Annotated in this window: 12 protein-coding genes; 2 read left to right on the top strand and 10 right to left on the bottom strand. The window is 35.2% G+C overall.

Annotated features, from left to right (window positions below; all coding sequences use genetic code 11):
• Positions 1–18: 18 nt before the first annotated feature.
• The 7 genes from spoT to glnL all read right to left on the bottom strand — a co-directional run bounded on the left by spoT (position 19) and on the right by glnL (position 7499).
• On the bottom strand, positions 19–2148 hold the full coding sequence (gene spoT, locus J5V48_RS03440; RefSeq protein WP_219937186.1) for a bifunctional GTP diphosphokinase/guanosine-3',5'-bis pyrophosphate 3'-pyrophosphohydrolase: 2130 nt from the start codon (positions 2146–2148) through the stop codon (positions 19–21).
• 51 nt (positions 2149–2199) lie between these two features.
• On the bottom strand, positions 2200–2484 hold the full coding sequence (gene rpoZ / locus J5V48_RS03435; RefSeq protein WP_219937158.1) for a DNA-directed RNA polymerase subunit omega: 285 nt from the start codon (positions 2482–2484) through the stop codon (positions 2200–2202).
• A gap of 357 nt (positions 2485–2841) precedes the next feature.
• On the bottom strand, positions 2842–3456 hold the full coding sequence (gene gmk / locus J5V48_RS03430) for a guanylate kinase (RefSeq protein ID WP_255557702.1): 615 nt from the start codon (positions 3454–3456) through the stop codon (positions 2842–2844).
• Between the two features lie 36 nt (positions 3457–3492).
• Positions 3493–4125, bottom strand: coding sequence for a ribosome biogenesis GTP-binding protein YihA/YsxC (gene yihA, locus J5V48_RS03425; RefSeq protein WP_418896165.1), 633 nt, complete (start codon positions 4123–4125; stop codon positions 3493–3495).
• A gap of 18 nt (positions 4126–4143) precedes the next feature.
• Positions 4144–4758, bottom strand: coding sequence for a DUF3334 family protein (locus tag J5V48_RS03420; protein WP_219937154.1), 615 nt, complete (start codon positions 4756–4758; stop codon positions 4144–4146).
• Between the two features lie 204 nt (positions 4759–4962).
• On the bottom strand, positions 4963–6402 hold the full coding sequence (locus J5V48_RS03415; protein WP_219937152.1) for a sigma 54-interacting transcriptional regulator: 1440 nt from the start codon (positions 6400–6402) through the stop codon (positions 4963–4965).
• Positions 6399–7499 (bottom strand): nitrogen regulation protein NR(II), encoded by a 1101-nt coding sequence (gene glnL / locus J5V48_RS03410; protein WP_219937150.1) that lies wholly within the window; start codon positions 7497–7499, stop codon positions 6399–6401. The genes J5V48_RS03415 and glnL overlap by 4 nt, the downstream gene beginning before the upstream one ends.
• A 234-nt stretch (positions 7500–7733) precedes the next feature.
• Between glnL and J5V48_RS03405 the strand changes: the two genes are divergently transcribed.
• Complete coding sequence (locus J5V48_RS03405; protein ID WP_219937147.1) at positions 7734–8390, top strand: MmcQ/YjbR family DNA-binding protein; 657 nt, start codon at positions 7734–7736, stop codon at positions 8388–8390.
• Between the two features lie 116 nt (positions 8391–8506).
• Here the strand turns inward: J5V48_RS03405 and typA are convergent, their stop codons facing one another.
• Positions 8507–10342 carry a translational GTPase TypA gene (gene typA, locus J5V48_RS03400; protein ID WP_219937145.1) on the bottom strand — a complete coding sequence of 612 codons (1836 nt, stop codon included), beginning with the start codon at positions 10340–10342 and terminating at the stop codon, positions 8507–8509.
• A 205-nt stretch (positions 10343–10547) separates the two neighbouring features.
• Between typA and J5V48_RS03395 the strand changes: the two genes are divergently transcribed.
• Positions 10548–11480, top strand: a complete 933-nt coding sequence (locus J5V48_RS03395) for a YihY family inner membrane protein (RefSeq protein WP_219937142.1) — start codon at positions 10548–10550, stop codon at positions 11478–11480.
• Positions 11481–11497: 17 nt separating this feature from the next.
• On the opposite strand, the gene J5V48_RS03390 is transcribed toward J5V48_RS03395, so the two are convergent.
• Together J5V48_RS03390 and J5V48_RS03385 are read right to left on the bottom strand one after the other, a co-directional pair.
• Positions 11498–13843 carry a hypothetical protein gene (locus J5V48_RS03390; RefSeq protein ID WP_219937139.1) on the bottom strand — a complete coding sequence of 782 codons (2346 nt, stop codon included), beginning with the start codon at positions 13841–13843 and terminating at the stop codon, positions 11498–11500.
• Positions 13844–13854: 11 nt separating this feature from the next.
• Positions 13855–15948: an ATP-dependent DNA helicase RecG gene (locus J5V48_RS03385; protein ID WP_219937137.1), complete on the bottom strand. Its 2094-nt coding sequence runs from the start codon at positions 15946–15948 to the stop codon at positions 13855–13857.
• Positions 15949–15951 lie beyond the last annotated feature (3 nt).

Here is a 15951-nt window from a genome sequence, read left to right as displayed (position 1 = left end):
TGACTTTACAAGAGGATACTATCGTCTGCGATAGACTGAGATCACATTTGGAACTGCTTTTATTCGTTTTATAACACTAGTCAGGTGCAGATTGTCCTTAACTGTAACGATAAGATTGATAAGAAATGTTTTTTCGTCTTTCAGATCTGAATTGATACTTTCAATCTTTGATCCTGCAATATCAACTGCATTAGATATTTCAGAAAGAATACCTTGACGGTTGTTCAGTTCAATTAAAAGGGTAGTCTTAAAGTCCATATTTGCTGTTACTGCCATATTCCAGCTTACATTTAAAACTTTACCTGGAACTCTATCTTCTTCTCTGAAGTTCTTACAGTTCTCGTTGTGAATAACAATACCACGACCCTGTGCAATATGAGCTATGATATTGTCCCCAGGAATTGGCATACAACACTGAGCAAATGTGAACGGTAAGCCACCAGTTCCCTTAACAGGAAGTTCATGGTGGTGATGAGAATCAGGATCTAAGAATTTTGCAACAGCTACAGTAAGGATATTGCCCATTGCAATATCGCTGAACAGAGCATTCATGTCCTTTTCATTGAAGTTATCTAAAATACTCTGAATCTGGTCTTGAGTTAAAGATTCAATTCGAACTGAACGTAGTGTATTCTGAAGCAGTCTTCTTCCAATAAGAACACATTCTTGAGATCGCAGACCTTTTAAGTACTGTCTGATACAGGATCTAGCCTTTGATGTTACAACAGTGGATAACCAGATAGCATTAGGACATGAATTCTTTGAAGTAATAATTTCAATAGATTGTCCAGACTGTAACGATCTTGATAATGGGAATACATGATGGTTAACTCTAGCACCAATACAATGATGTCCTATATCGGTATGAAGAGCATATGCAAAATCAACTGGAGTTGCACCTTTTGGAAGGTTATAGATGGTTCCATCTGGTGTAAATACGAAGATTGAGTCTGGGAATAGATCCGTTTTAACATCTTCAACGAATTCAAGTGAAGATCCTGCACTTTGCTGTAAGTCTATTAGGTTCTTAATCCAATCCTGAGCATTTTTCTGAGATGCTGTTGAAACAGCTTTAGATCCGTTTTCTTTATATGACCAATGAGCTGCAACACCACGTGCTGCCATATGATCCATCAGCTCTGTTCTAATCTGTATTTCAATAGGCACACCATGAGGGCCTACAAGGGAGGTATGCAATGACTGATAGCCATTAAGTTTTGGAATTGCAATATAATCTTTAAAACCGTTTGGCCGAGGTTTAAATAGATTATGCATCTGTCCTAGTACTCTGTAACAGGAATCTACATCTTTAAGAATAATTCTGAAACCATAAACATCCATGATTTCTCTGAACTGTAGTTCCTTCTGTACCATTTTTCTGTATATGGAATACAGTCTTTTTTCCCTACCTGTTACTCTTCCTTCAATTCCTGCTTCTTTTAGTCTGCCTGTAATAGCCTCAAGGATACCAGACACTACTTCTTTTCTGTTGTTTCTTGCTCTTGTAACAGCTGCTTTTAACACACGGTATCTCATTGGATAGATAGATGCCATGCATAGCTCTTCAAGTTCTGCTCTTACATCAGAAATACCAAGTCTGTTTGCTATTGGAACGAATACTTCGAGGGTTTCTTTTGCGATGCGTACTCTTTTATCAGGTCTTAGAGCACCTAGAGTGCGCATATTATGGGTTCTGTCGGCGAGTTTGATAAGGATAACTCTAATGTCCTTAGTCATAGCAAGGATCATCTTTCTAAAGTTTTCCATCTGTGCTTCTTTATAATCGTGGAAGCGCAGTTTATCAAGTTTTGTAACACCTTCAACAATTTCATTAACTGTTGAACCGAATTCCTGTTCAAGCATGGAAGATGTTATTTCAGTATCTTCGACAACATCATGCAGTAGTGCAGCCTGAACTGATTCAACATCAAGGTGCATTTGTGCTATAACAGTTGCTACAGCAATAGGGTGGATAATATAAGGTTCGCCTGAAGCTCTTTTCTGTTCTTTATGAGCGAAATCAGCAACAAAGAAAGTTCTGTCGATGGTTTCGACACAGTCTTTTGGCAGATATTGGCAGACAATATCTCTTAGGTGAGCATAAAAAGGGAAGTTAGGAGAGGATAGTGCCTGCTCTAGCGGAGGCATGTTCTCACATTTAGGTATGAGTGTGTGCTCCTCTCCCATAGAAACTCCTGATTAGCCGAACATCTCAGCGCCATCAATAGGAGCGAATTCATTATCAGCAGGTTGAATAGAAGCATCACGAAGATGTTCTTTTCTATCCTGTTTATCTAAGAATTCTTTGGTAATTAAACCTTCTTCAATCTCACGTAAAGCAATAACGGTTGGCTTATCCTTGTCCTCTTCTACTAAAGGATTGCTTCCTGATGAGATCTGACGTGCACGACGAGCTGCTAGTAATACTAAATCAAAACGATTACCAACTTTTGCTACTGCGTCTTCTACGGTAACTCTTGCCATTTATATTTACCTTCTACTATAAGGTTGTTCTCTTTAGGGTTACTTTGATTTTACACCCTAAAAGAAAAAATTAGTGAAAAATCTATCTATTAACTTAGATTAATTACAAATTTTTCATAAAAAAATCAAAATCCAAAGGTATAAAAATCCCTAAACCGTTAAGTTTATGAACAAAAATACATATGGAATTATTGACTGAAGTAAAAAAGTACATGCATTATACATATAAGAATGCATAGAGTAAAGCTCAATAAAACTTAGAAAAACAGCATATAATCGGATAAATTTGGGATTAGATTGTTTTTCCATATAAATAAAGAGGATAGTTCCTCTTTATTTATAACTGAATATTTTTAATTATAGCTGAAACTTAGCTTTTACTTCCTGCTCTAGATTTTTTGTTGAAGATCTGTTTGCAAGAATAATAGATCTGAGGTTTAAAACGCTCTGCTCAAAATCATCATTTATGATGACATAGTCATACTCGTTGTAATGAGATATTTCGCTGATAGCTTTGTTCATTCTCTTTACGATAACTTCTTCAGCATCGGTTCCTCTTTTTCTTAGTCTGCTTTCTAATTCTTCTAAAGATGGAGGAATAATGAAAATGCCTTTAGCTCCAGGAGTCTGTTCTCTTATCTGTCTTGCTCCCTGCCAATCGATGTCTAAAAATACATCTTTACCTTCTTCAAGCCACTGTTCAACAATTTCTCTTGAAGTTCCATAGTAGTTATCAAATACTTTTGCATATTCGTAAAAGGCATTTCTCTCAATAAGAGCTTCAAATTCTTCTTTTGTTACGAAGTGGTAGCTGACATGATCAACTTCTTCTCCGCGAGGAGCTCTTGTCGTGTGGGATACAGAAAGACGAAGAGAATCATCAGCATTGAATCTCTTTAAAATTGCATCAATCAAAGATGATTTTCCAGCACCTGATGGTGCTGAAACAATGTATAAGGTACCTTTAGCCATAATAATCTAATATCAAAAAAATTAAGTAATTATATATTACTCTTCGTTATTGTCATCGGTATGCATCATAGAGAACCAGTTGTTTAAAACTGCTCTTGCTTCATCAATACCGATCTTCTTAAGAGCTGAAAATGCGATAATTGTAAAGTTACCACCAAACTCGCTAAGAGCAGTTTTTACTTCACCAATTACTTCTCTTCTTTTGTTGATTCCGAATTTGTCTGCTTTAGTTAAAAGAATAAGACATGGAAGATTTGCGGCAATAGACCAGTCAATAATCATTCTGTCGTGGTCACGAAGAGGTGTACGAATATCCATTGTCAGGACAAGACCACCAAGGCAATCTCTCTTCTGAAGATAGTCACTCATCGCCTTTTGCCACTGTCTTTTCATATTCTCAGGAACCTGAGCATAACCATAACCAGGAAGATCGACTAATACCTTTCCCTTAGCAACTTCAAATAAGTTGATGAGTCTAGTTCGACCTGGAGTTCTTGATGTTTTTGCCAGAGTTTTTTGATCGCATATTGCGTTGATAGAAGATGATTTACCTGAATTAGATCTGCCAATAATAGCAATTTCAGCACCATTGCTTCTAGGAAGAGCCTTAATATCTGGTGCTGAAGTTACAAATTTTGTTTTTCTAAAATCAAGTTTTTCTGTTTGGATAATATCGCTCATGAACAATTATACTTGCTTGTATTGCTCAAGGATGTCATCAGGAGAAAGCTCTGTTCTGCTCTCAAATCCTTTGAGTGCAACAAAACTTGTGTCATCCATGGCAAGTTCCACGTAAAAGACATTGCCACCTTCTGTATTGAAGGTTACTTTGCCGAATTTTGGATTATCAAGATTAACGGAAATGCTAATCTGAACTTCACGTGGTAATACTAGCATTTTTGGTTGTGATTGGTCGATCCTTATATGCAAATCTTCACTAATTATTCTAGTAAAGTTTCCAAGGATCTGGTTCATAAGCTCGCCTAAAGTATTACTTACCTCTTCTTGTGTATAGTTTTTTGCAATTTCATTATCTTTCATACCCATGTTTTTCATGTACTTAGTATAAATTTCCATTGCAGTTTCTTTAGGAAAGTTTAATACGACCATACCTGAAAAAGAACCTGTGAACATAACAAAGGTACCTATATCAGGTGCGAGAATAGTTTTGGTTATTTTCTGAATAAGAGGTGCGTAATTTGTTTTGCATCCTGTAGCTGTGGTAATTACATTTGACACACTCTGACATAATGTAAGGATCATGTCGTTACTATCAATTGATTTTATATGTGTTTCTGACATATGGCCTCCAAAAGTTACATTTTTTATCTTAGGTGACAAATTAGATAATTTCCGTAATTTGTTATTGCTTTTGTGACTTTGATATAAATTAAGCACTTTTTTAGATGATGAATATTTGGAAATTAAATCATTAGTAATATTCAAAAAGACAAAACCGAAAGGAATTATTGCTCCCTTCGGTTTTTATATTATTAGTTTTTATAACTAATTGATATTGAGTTCTTTGATTTTTCTTGTAAGGGTGTTTCTTCCCCATCCAAGAAGTTTTGCTGATTCTTGCTTGTGATTACCGGTAAAGTTTAATGTCGCCTCAAGCATGATCCTTTCAAATTCAGGTACAGCCTCGTTAAGAATGTCATGCTCTCCTGACTTTAGTTTTGTATTTACCCACACTCTGAGTAAATCCTGCCAAGTTGCATTTTCCTTATTCTGAACATTAGCCTGATTGTTTAACTTATTCTGATTTGAATTTGCATGTAAGAATTCAGATGGAAGATCAACAAGCTGAATATCTCTTCCTGTTACCATGATAGTAAGATACTTACAAAGATTTTTCAGCTGTCTTACATTACCAGGCCATGGTAGTCTGCAAAGGAAAACCAATACTTCAGATGTAAGTTTCTTAGGCTCTGTGTGACCATCAATAGCACTCTGAGCTAAAAAGTGCTTTGCAAGCATTGGAATATCGTTGTTTCTATCTCTTAAAGGTGGAATGTTGATATTTATAATATTCAGTCTGTAGTACAGATCTGAATTGAATGCACCAGTCTCTACCATATGCTCGAGATCATGAGATGTTGATGCAATAATACGAACATTTGCATGTTTCTGCTCAGTAGAGCCGATAGGTGTATATTCTTGATGCTGTATAAGCTGTAGAAGTCTGTTCTGACATTCAATTGGCATATCGCCAATTTCACTGATAAACAGGGTGCCACCATCAGCTTTCACAATAGCACATTCATTTATATCTTTAGATGCATCACCAAACAGTTCATATTTAACCATTTCCTGTGCAACAGAAGACATATTGATTGATACAAATTTGTTGTTTTTTCTTGAACCGTGATTATGCAGTGCTTTTGCGACCTGACTTCTACCAGTTCCAACTTCACCATGAATCAAAACTGGTAATTCGGTTTTTGAAATACGACCAATAAACTTGAATACCTCTTGCATAGCAGGAGATTTACCAATTATTTCTGTTTCCTCATGGGCAGGTTCAGTAATAGGAGCAACAGCCTGCTGTGCTTTTTGATCAAGCATCTGAAGCATGTTTACTCTGTGTACAGCGGCTCTTCTGATTACGCTGATAGCCTGATCAATATCAAATGGTTTTGGCAGATACTCAAAAGAACCTTCATCATATGCATCGATTGCTGAAGATAGATCAGAATGAGCAGTCATAATGATGAAAGGAATATTTTCATCAATTTCATGTATTCTTTTTATCAAAGAAAGACCATCCATACCTGGCATTCTTATATCTGAAATAATTACATCAGGTGTTTCTTTTTTGATTGCATCTAGTGCAGCTTCAGCATTCTCAAATAGTCGATGAGTGATTTTGTTTGCATCCAAAGCTTTGTCAAATACAAATCGGATACTTGTATCATCATCGATGACCCAGATCATTGGATTCATAGTTTTTCTCCAGTGTCTTCTTTTGTATATGGAAGAATAATCTTAAAAGATGTTTTATGATCGTCACTGTTGCATTCGATTGTTCCATTGTGACGCTCAATAATATTTAAAGCTATTGATAAACCTAAACCGTTTCCGTTTGTTTTTGTGGTAACCATAGGGTAAAAAACAGTCTGCAGAATTTTTTCTGGTATCTTAGGTCCATTGTTTTCAATGATTACATTAAGAGATGTTGGATGTTTTTTATCTCTGATAATTGTTCTTGTGCTAGCTCTTGTTTTTATCAGAATATAAGGATTCTCTGTATGAACTTCATTAAGAGCCTGTACAGCATTGTTTACGATGTTTATTAAAACCTGTTCAACACTGTTGATATCTAGAGAAAGCTCAGGAAGGCTAGGATCATAGTCTCTTATTATTTTAATTTCTTTGCTATCTTGCTGCATTGAAATAAGTTTTAAAACTTTTTCAATGAGATAGTGAATGTTTACTTTCTCAAGTGGATTTGGCTTTTGAGGTCCTAAAAGATTATTTACTAGTTCTTTTAATCTGTCAGTCTGTTCAATAATTACATTTGTATATTCTTTAATACCATCAACACTTGAAAAGGACATTTCAAGTAACTGAGCTGCACCTCTGATTCCTCCTAATGGATTTTTAATCTCATGTGCTAGTGAACGAATCAGATCTCTTGCTGCGCTGTACTGATAATTCTGCTGAATCTGATTGATAAGTTTTTCTTGTCTTGCGATGGTATGAATTTCAATGAGAAGCCCTTTAAAGTGAATACTGTTGTACTGATAAACTGCAATATCTGCTTTAGAAGAGACACCAGGATATGCAGTAAACTTTACTCCAGCAGCAGAAAACCCCTGGAAGCCGTCACTGTAATCTGTTTCCTTGAATGTATTGATAACGGCTGTTTCTTTTTTATCGATAAAATCAACAATATTATGCTGTGCAACCAGTCTGTGTCTTGATATTCCACATAACTGTTCGGCAGCCATATTTGCGTAGACAATGTTTAGCTGTACGTCAGTTACAATAACTGCCGTCGCTAAGCTCTCAAGCAAGTTTGTATATTCTTTGTCTAGCATAAGTCACCGTTTATTCTAAATGTAACTTATTGTGCAACATTTTTGTCCTATTTTAATTCAGTGCACAAATTAAGTGCAATACATAAAACTGCTTTTTATGGTCATTTTTACTAAAAATGCTTAATATTCAATTAAATAATGAAATTAATATGTAATTTTATGTAAAAATTTTTTTTGTTTGGATAAATAATAGATCAATAATGGTGCTCAAAAATCATATTTTAAAGTTTCAAAATGAAAAAGTATAAAGAAAGTTCTCTTATTTCCTTTGGATTTGAAAAAAACAATGATGAATTTATATTCAAGAAAAGTATTGAAAGTTTAGATCTTATCCTTATTGCAAGGCTAGATAGAGAAGAAAATATTTCAGTAACAGTTTTAGATTCATTAACAAATGAAGAGTTCAGACTTCATCTTTCTCCAAAGGCTAAAGGTGAATATATTCAGTCTTTAAGAAATGAAATATATAAACTTGAGGATTCTATAAAAAACAGTTGTGCCATATCTGATCTGTTTTTATTACAGTGGCAGAAAATAATTGAATATATCAATCAAAAGTACGGTGCACCAATAGAATGTATGTGGAAAGAAAGATTCAATTCTGATGAAGGTATTTTCAGACGGGAAGATAACAAAAAATGGTTTGCAGCTTTACTAATATGTAATAGAAAAACACTTACAGGTAAAGGTGTTGGAAAAATGGAAGTTCTCAATGTAAAAGTTGATCCAGAAAAGATTGATTCAATAGTTGATAAGGTTCATTTTTTCCCTAGTTATCACATGAACAAGAAAAACTGGCTTTCAATTGTTTTAAATGAAGGTTGTCCTTTAGAAACTATTTTTGCTTTTATTGATGAAAGTTACCGTTTAAACGGATTGGCAAATAATTAAGAAAGTAGGCCTTTAAAAATAAAGAAACCGCTTGTTAGTATGACCTAGAAACTTAAGTGATCAATTTCAGGGGCCATACTATTGTTAAGCGGTTTCTTTCTGAAAGGTAAAAGGTATTATTCGTCTTTCTTTCCACCTGCAGCACGGAATGCACGTACGCGATCGAGCTCTGAAAGGTTCTTCTTTCTGATACGAATGCTCTTAGGTGTAACTTCAACTAACTCGTCTTCGTTGATAAATTCAAGTGACTGCTCAAGAGTCATATGAACAGCAGGAGTTAAGATGATGTTGTCATCAGAACCTGCAGCACGAACGTTGGTTAATTTCTTTGTCTTTAATGGGTTAACAGTCAGATCGTTAGATCTTACATGTAAACCTATAACCTCACCCTCGTATACTTCCTCACCTGGATCTACGAACAGGCGTCCGCGCTCCTGTAAGAACCATAAAGCGTAAGGAACAGTTTTACCTGTATCGTTTGAGATAAGAACACCATTCTGTCTCTCACCAATTGTGCCACCAACATACTCATCATAAGAATCGAATGTGTGGTACATCAGGCCTGTTCCTGAGGTTAAAGTCATATATAAAGACTGGAAGCCGATAAGGCCACGAGCAGGAATTCTGTAATCTAGTCTTACTCGACCCTTGCCATCTGGAACCATATTCTTCAGATCACCTTTACGGATACCAAGTTCTTCCATAACAGGACCTTGGTGTTCTTCCTGAAGATCTAAGGTTAAAACCTCATAAGGTTCCATTGTCTTGCCGTCTACTTTGTGAAGAATAACTTCTGGTCTTGAAACGCCTAATTCATATCCTTCACGACGCATTTCTTCAATAAGAACTGATAAGTGTAACTCACCACGGCCAGAAACCTTGAAGCGATCGGTATCTTCTGTTGTTTCAACGCGTAAAGCCACGTTGTGAACAAGCTCCTGACGTAATCTTTCTTCAATATTTCTTGATGTAATAAACTTACCTTCACGGCCTGCAAAAGGTGAAGTGTTAACACAGAAGTTCATTGATACTGTTGGCTCATCAACTGACAGTGCAGGTAATGCTTCAACCTTTGAGTTATCACAGATAGTATCTGAAATCTTTAATTCACCAAGACCGGTAACTGCAATGATATCGCCAGCTTCTGCTGATTCAACAGGAGCTCTGCGTAATCCTAGGTAACCTAGAACCTGACCGATTTTGCCAGTTCTTGTATTACCATCTCTATCAATGATAGTAACCTGTGAATTTGCCTTAGCAACACCACGCTTTACACGACCAACACCGATAACACCTACGAATGAGTTGTAATCAAGTGAAGAGATCTGCATCTGGAAAGGGCCGTTTAAATCAGCTTCAGGAGGAGATACTCTGTCAACGATGGTCTGGAATAAAGGCTCCATGTTATCGCCGTGATTTGCTAAATCCAATGTAGCCCAACCCTGGAATGCTGAAGCATATACTACAGGGAAATCTAACTGCTCATCTGTTGCACCAAGATTATCAAAAAGATCAAAAACCTGATCGATAACCCAATCTGGGCGAGCACCTTCACGGTCGCACTTGTTGATAACAACAATTGGCTTTAAACCTGCAGAAAAGGCTTTTTGTGTAACGAATCTTGTCTGTGGCATAGGACCGTCAACTGCATCAACTAACAGAAGAACTGAGTCCACCATTGACATAACACGCTCAACCTCACCACCGAAGTCTGCGTGGCCTGGGGTATCAACGATATTGATACGATAGTCGTTCCAGTTGATTGCGGTATTCTTTGAAAGAATAGTAATACCACGCTCTTTTTCAATATCGTTAGAGTCCATGATACGTTCTTGACCGATTTCATTACGATCAAGAGTACCAGACTGGCGTAATAATTTATCTACTAGAGTAGTTTTACCATGGTCAACATGCGCAATAATGGCAATGTTACGGATTTTCTGAACATCCATATTTATAAACCTGTAAATTTGGATCCTGAATTTAGGATTGATAAAAAATTGTGGGCGTATTTTACCGTATTTTTGACCTATCTTACATTTTTTGAAAAAAAAGAATTGAAAAAACTTTTCAATTTTGTTTTTTGGAGATTTTTAAATGTAAAAAAAATCTAAAACTGTATAATTTAAAAAGAAAAACTATCAAATAGGATTTGTTGTGAAAGAGTTATATTTATATTTTTTTAATCGTGTAAGAAGGGATTCTATTGGTCTTGAGGCATCAGCACTGTCTTTTACTTCAATTCTTGCTCTTATTCCTGCAATTTCAGTCATTTTTTATGTTTTCGCTGTTTTTCCTTCATTTGAGGAATTCCGCGAATCACTCAAATCTTTTGCGACAACAAATTTTATGCCTGTATTTGCTGAATCACTGAGTAACTATGTAGGAACATTTATTGAGCATTCAGGCAAGCTGACAGCAACAAGTACAGTTGCATTCTTCGTTATTTCTCTGCTGCTGGTTCGATCAATTGATCAGTGCCTTAATAGGATCTGGCGTGGAGGCAGAAGAAAATTAGGTACCATGATTGCAATATACTGGACCATGCTGACATTAGGTCCTATTGCTCTTGGCATTATCATTTGGATTTTTACAAAGGTAATGGGATATGCCTTCAGCACAAATAAAGGGTCTATTGGAATACCACTTATGCTGGTATATTTTATTTTTCCTATTATTATTGAATGTGCTGTTCTAACTGCAATTTATGTAATTGTTCCAAGAGTTAGAGTTAAACTTCAGGATGCTTTATTAGGTGCAGTATTTGTTACTGTGGTCTTTGAAGTTTCTAAGAAACTGTTCTCTGTATTTGTTCTTAATTTTTCAAACTACGAGGCAATATATGGTGCAATTGCCATCATTCCTGTTTTGTTTGTTTGGATATATATAAGCTGGTGGATTGTTTTATTAGGCGCTGAATTTACTGCATCTCTTGGTGTAGTAAGAACAGGTATGTCAGAGAATGTTCCAAGTTTTATGGTTTATCTTGCTAATGTAACTGGCTCAACATTAGGTTCTGATGAACTGTCATCTCCAAATAAAAAACCTTCCATCAAGATCAAGGTTTCAAGTTCAGATACTAAACGCTAATAACACTGTTGCAGTTTTTACTGCAACAGTTCTTTTTCAAAAGCATCTAATTCTTGTTGTTCTTTTTCTTTCAAAGAAGTTTCTTCTTTTTCTGAAACTGTTTCAGGCTCTTTTTGTTTCTCACTTTCTGTTGTTTCATTAGCAATTGTCATTGCATCACTGCTAGCACTATCTTCGCTTAGTTGTATGTTATCTTCTACTACTGTGCTAGTAGATGGTTTTTCAATAATATTCTCTTTTTTCTTTTCTTGTGTAACTTTTTGTTCGATCTCTTCTTCTTTTTGTTTAGGCAGGCGCACTAGCCCTGTTCTAATCTCATCTCTTTTTAGAGCTTTAAGAGTATATACAGGAGCATTTTTATTTCCTGTAATGTGGAAAGCAGAGATGTTTCCTTTTGTAAAAGTCCTTAAAAGAGCATGTAAATTTAACTTCTCTGATAAAAGATCATACTCACCGTAGGTTTTCACAGAAGATGATGTCAGCTCAGTTTTTCCGGAAACTTTTGCAATTCCATTATCAATCTTTAGACTGACTGCAAGTTTATACAATCCACAGTCGCTTTCTTTTAATGCCTCTATGAGTTCATCTTCTGTAAATGTATAGGTGCCTTCTTTGCCTCCGTTGAGAAGATCAAGTCCAAAACCAGAGATAAAAAATTGTTTACTTTCTAGGTTAATTTTTCCTCTTAGACGAAGAATTAGATTTTCCTTTCTAAGATAATCATCTGTAATTTCTGTGTAGCTAGGGGCACTTGTCAATTCTGAAATACTGTCTTGTGTATTCAATTCAAGCTTTAAATTAACCTTGCCGTTTACAAGTCTCTTGATTAAATCAGAGTTCAACTCAGTAACATCAAAATCATTGGCATTAAATCTAGCAGTAAGAGAATTATTCTTACTGTTATAGTTGTATATTCCTGATGCAGATGAATTATTAAAGGTTATTTTTTCTAGATTAAACAGAGTATTCTCATCAGAGATTTTGCTTTTTAGTTTCAGCTCTTTAAAAAACAGATCTCTGTAATAACCACTATTCAATTCAATGGTAAATATGCCATTTGAAATATAACTCTTATCTTTTAAATTGAAAGAAATGCTTCTGCCTTTTAAATTGAAATTTTTTACGGTAAGTGGAAAATCATCAATATTTGATACGAATTCGACGTTTCTTATATTTAGGTTTTCAATTTTTGTATTAAGTTCAAACACAGATGAATGAATGGAGTTCATAAGATTATCAGTAAGGTCAATACGACCATTGTTTAATGTAATCTTATCGATCAGTAAGTTATACTCGTCATTTTCGTTATTCTTTTTGTACTTACACCAAAGGTCAAAATCTGTATTGATGTATTTTCCATGAATTTTTACTGTAATGTTATTCTTATCAACTCTTGCACTTACTGTGTTGCTGTCAGTGCTTAATCCCATCTTAGGTTTAGATATTTCTCCTGCCCTTCCATTAAATATGAAACCTAAGGCATCATTCTTGATTTCAAGATTAGAGATTTTTCCATTTAGCTGACCAAAATAAACGTCTGATGATGGAATAGCAAGTACTGAATTTGCAACAGATGCAACAGGTGCTTTGATTTCGTATTTGTTTGCAAGTTGTTTATGATTTTTTAAAATGACGTTTTTTATATTCAGAGTTTGGAATGTGATCTCATCAGTAAGCTTATTTATTGTGAAGCTACCGTTAACAATTCCTCCGTAAATTTTAGTAGAGAAATTTTCAATTCTGCTACAATCTGACTCCTCACTTACCTTTGCATATAGATCTTTTATTTCATATCCATCTATAGTGCCTTTTTTTACCTGAACTGTTCCGCTTGTAAAAGCTAGCTGTCCTTTCTGATTTACTGAAACATTTTCTAGAATTGCAGTTGCGTTTTCAGCAACTAGAGCAGAAAGAGTTAAAGGAGAATCAACAAGTTCAAGCTTATTAATTTCAAAGTTTAAAAAGCCAAATCGCTCTGCATCTATATGGTTAAGATCGCCATCATCCATCTGTGCATTTTTCAGATAAAGATATTTAAACTCTAGATTATCTGACTTTATCAAGCTTCTAAGATCGAATTCTGCGTATATCTCGTCAATATGGGACTTGTTTACGGTAATATCTTTAATTTTTATGATATTCGGATACAGAGGTGAGAATTCAATCTCTTTACAGTTGATTGATAATGATGTTCTCTCTTTTAAAAAGCTTATGAGTGGGGCTTTGATATTTTCTCCATTAAAATACAGAATAAATCCCACGAATAGTATCAGTAAAACAAGAAAACCGCCCACGAGATATTTGAAAAATCCTGAGCGCTTCTTTCTATTCTTTCTCAGAGCAAGGTTTGATCTTAGTGCCATAAGCAAAATTCTTATAAATTGAAGTTTTTAAACCATCTTGCGATGAGTTTTTTTACTTTTTCAATGTCATTTTCAATTAAATCACAAGCAACAGATCTTGCATCATTAATTAGTTCAAAGTCTCGTCTTACATCTACTAACTTAAATATATCAAAACCACTTTGTCTCTGACCGATTACATCACCAGGACCTCTAAGTTTTAAATCTTCTGTTGCGATAACAAAGCCATCGGTTGTTTCTCGCATGATCTGTAATCTTTTAACTGCTGTTTCATTATCAGTACAATCTTCTTTATCATAAAGAAGAACGCAGCTAGAATCGAGACTTCCTCTGCCAACACGACCTCTTAGCTGATGAAGCTGCGCAAGACCAAAACGATTAGCTTTTTCAATAATTATGATGTTAGCATTTGGAACATCAACGCCAACCTCAATAATAGATGTGGCAACAAGGACAGAAATTTTTCCATCAAGGAAATCCTGCATTACACTATCTTTTTCATCAGAACTCATCTGTCCGTGTAGAAGGCCTACTTTATAACCTTTTATTTTGTTTTTTAGCTCATTGAAACTTGTTGTTACTGATTCATCATTATCTTCAGTAGCTTCAATATTAGGACATACCCAGTAAACCTGATTGCCATTTTTAAGAGTTTCATTGAGTCTTGATATTACAAAATCTTTTTTTTCGTTGGACATTACAACAGTTTTTATAGGCTTTCTTCCTTTTGGAACCGTTGTAATTGTGCTTACGTCCAAATCAGAAAATAGAGCTAACTGCAGTGTTCTTGGAATTGGTGTCGCTGTCATTACAAGCTGATGCAGTGTCTTACCTAAAGGTGCTTTCTTCAGGAGAGCTACCCTCTGATCGATTCCAAATCGGTGCTGCTCATCAATAACAGAGAAAACAAGCTCTTTATATTCTACTTCAGGTTGAAATAAGCTATGGGTTCCTACAATAATCAATGCCTTTCCTGAACGGATTTTTTCAAGAGCTTCTGCTCTTTGTTTTGCCTTAAGAGAGCCTGTAAGAAGAGTTGTTTCTATATTAAGGCCTGATGTGAATTTTAAAATTGTGTTGTAATGCTGTTTTGCTAATATCTCTGTTGGTGCTAACAGAACACTCTGTTTTTGGTTGTTTGCACAGATAAGCATAGACATAACAGCAACAAGTGTTTTTCCTGAACCTACGTCGCCGTGTAATAGGCGGAGCATTGGTTTTTCAAGGCTTAGATCATCAGCTATCTGAGAAAATACCTTCATCTGATCAGGTGTTAATGAAAAAGGTAGTGACTTTATAAAGAGATTTATAAAATCGGTATTTACTTGCAATTTATAAGCAGTCTTAGTCTCGTTTTTCTTTTTCAGACAAATAAGAGTGAGCTGATATGCAACAAGTTCCTCAAAGCAGAGTCTTTTGAAACTTTGTGTATTCTGTAGGATAAATTTAGATGTGCTGTCCTTTTGAGCCACTGGATAATGAGCATTGTATAAAGCTTCATTAAATGAAATCTTAAAAGGGTTGTGCTTATTGTCTAGTAATTCTTCAAAAGGGAAGTTTTGCATTGTCTCAAGCGTTGAATGAATTACTTTTTTAATTACAGCCTGAGGTGTTTTTTCTACAGCATGATATACAGGAGACAGTCTATCCTCTAGCTGTATAATTTCAGACTCATTCAGTCTGGTCATGTTTGGCTGTACTATATTTTTATTGGATGTAAAGTCATTGAACTTAACACAACCAAATACTAGATATCTACCACCTACCTGAAACTGTTTTGTGAAATTTACTGGTAGGTTAAAGAATACAGCTTCTAAATAGCCAGTTTCATCTTGCAATCCGAGTTTAAAAATTCTGCTTCTTGAACTTGTCATATTGTTTACTTTGACAATATGAGCATCAATAAGCGAGTATGATCCATCTATTTTGGCATCAGCTATCTTGGTAAGTTTTGTCTTATCAAGATATCTAAAAGGAAGATCTAAAAGAAGATCAAAAAGAGTAAAAATACCCTTTTTGTAGAAACTGTGAACATAACGAGGTCCTAATCCCTTTATTGTAGAGATATCTGATGTATGAAATTTACTATCATTATCTAGGACCATATG

This window comes from Succinivibrio faecicola (genome assembly GCF_019448115.1).
Lineage (GTDB): Bacteria > Pseudomonadota > Gammaproteobacteria > Enterobacterales > Succinivibrionaceae > Succinivibrio > Succinivibrio faecicola.
Note: the sequence above shows the minus strand (reverse complement) of the source record. Positions and strands in the feature narration are given on the sequence as shown.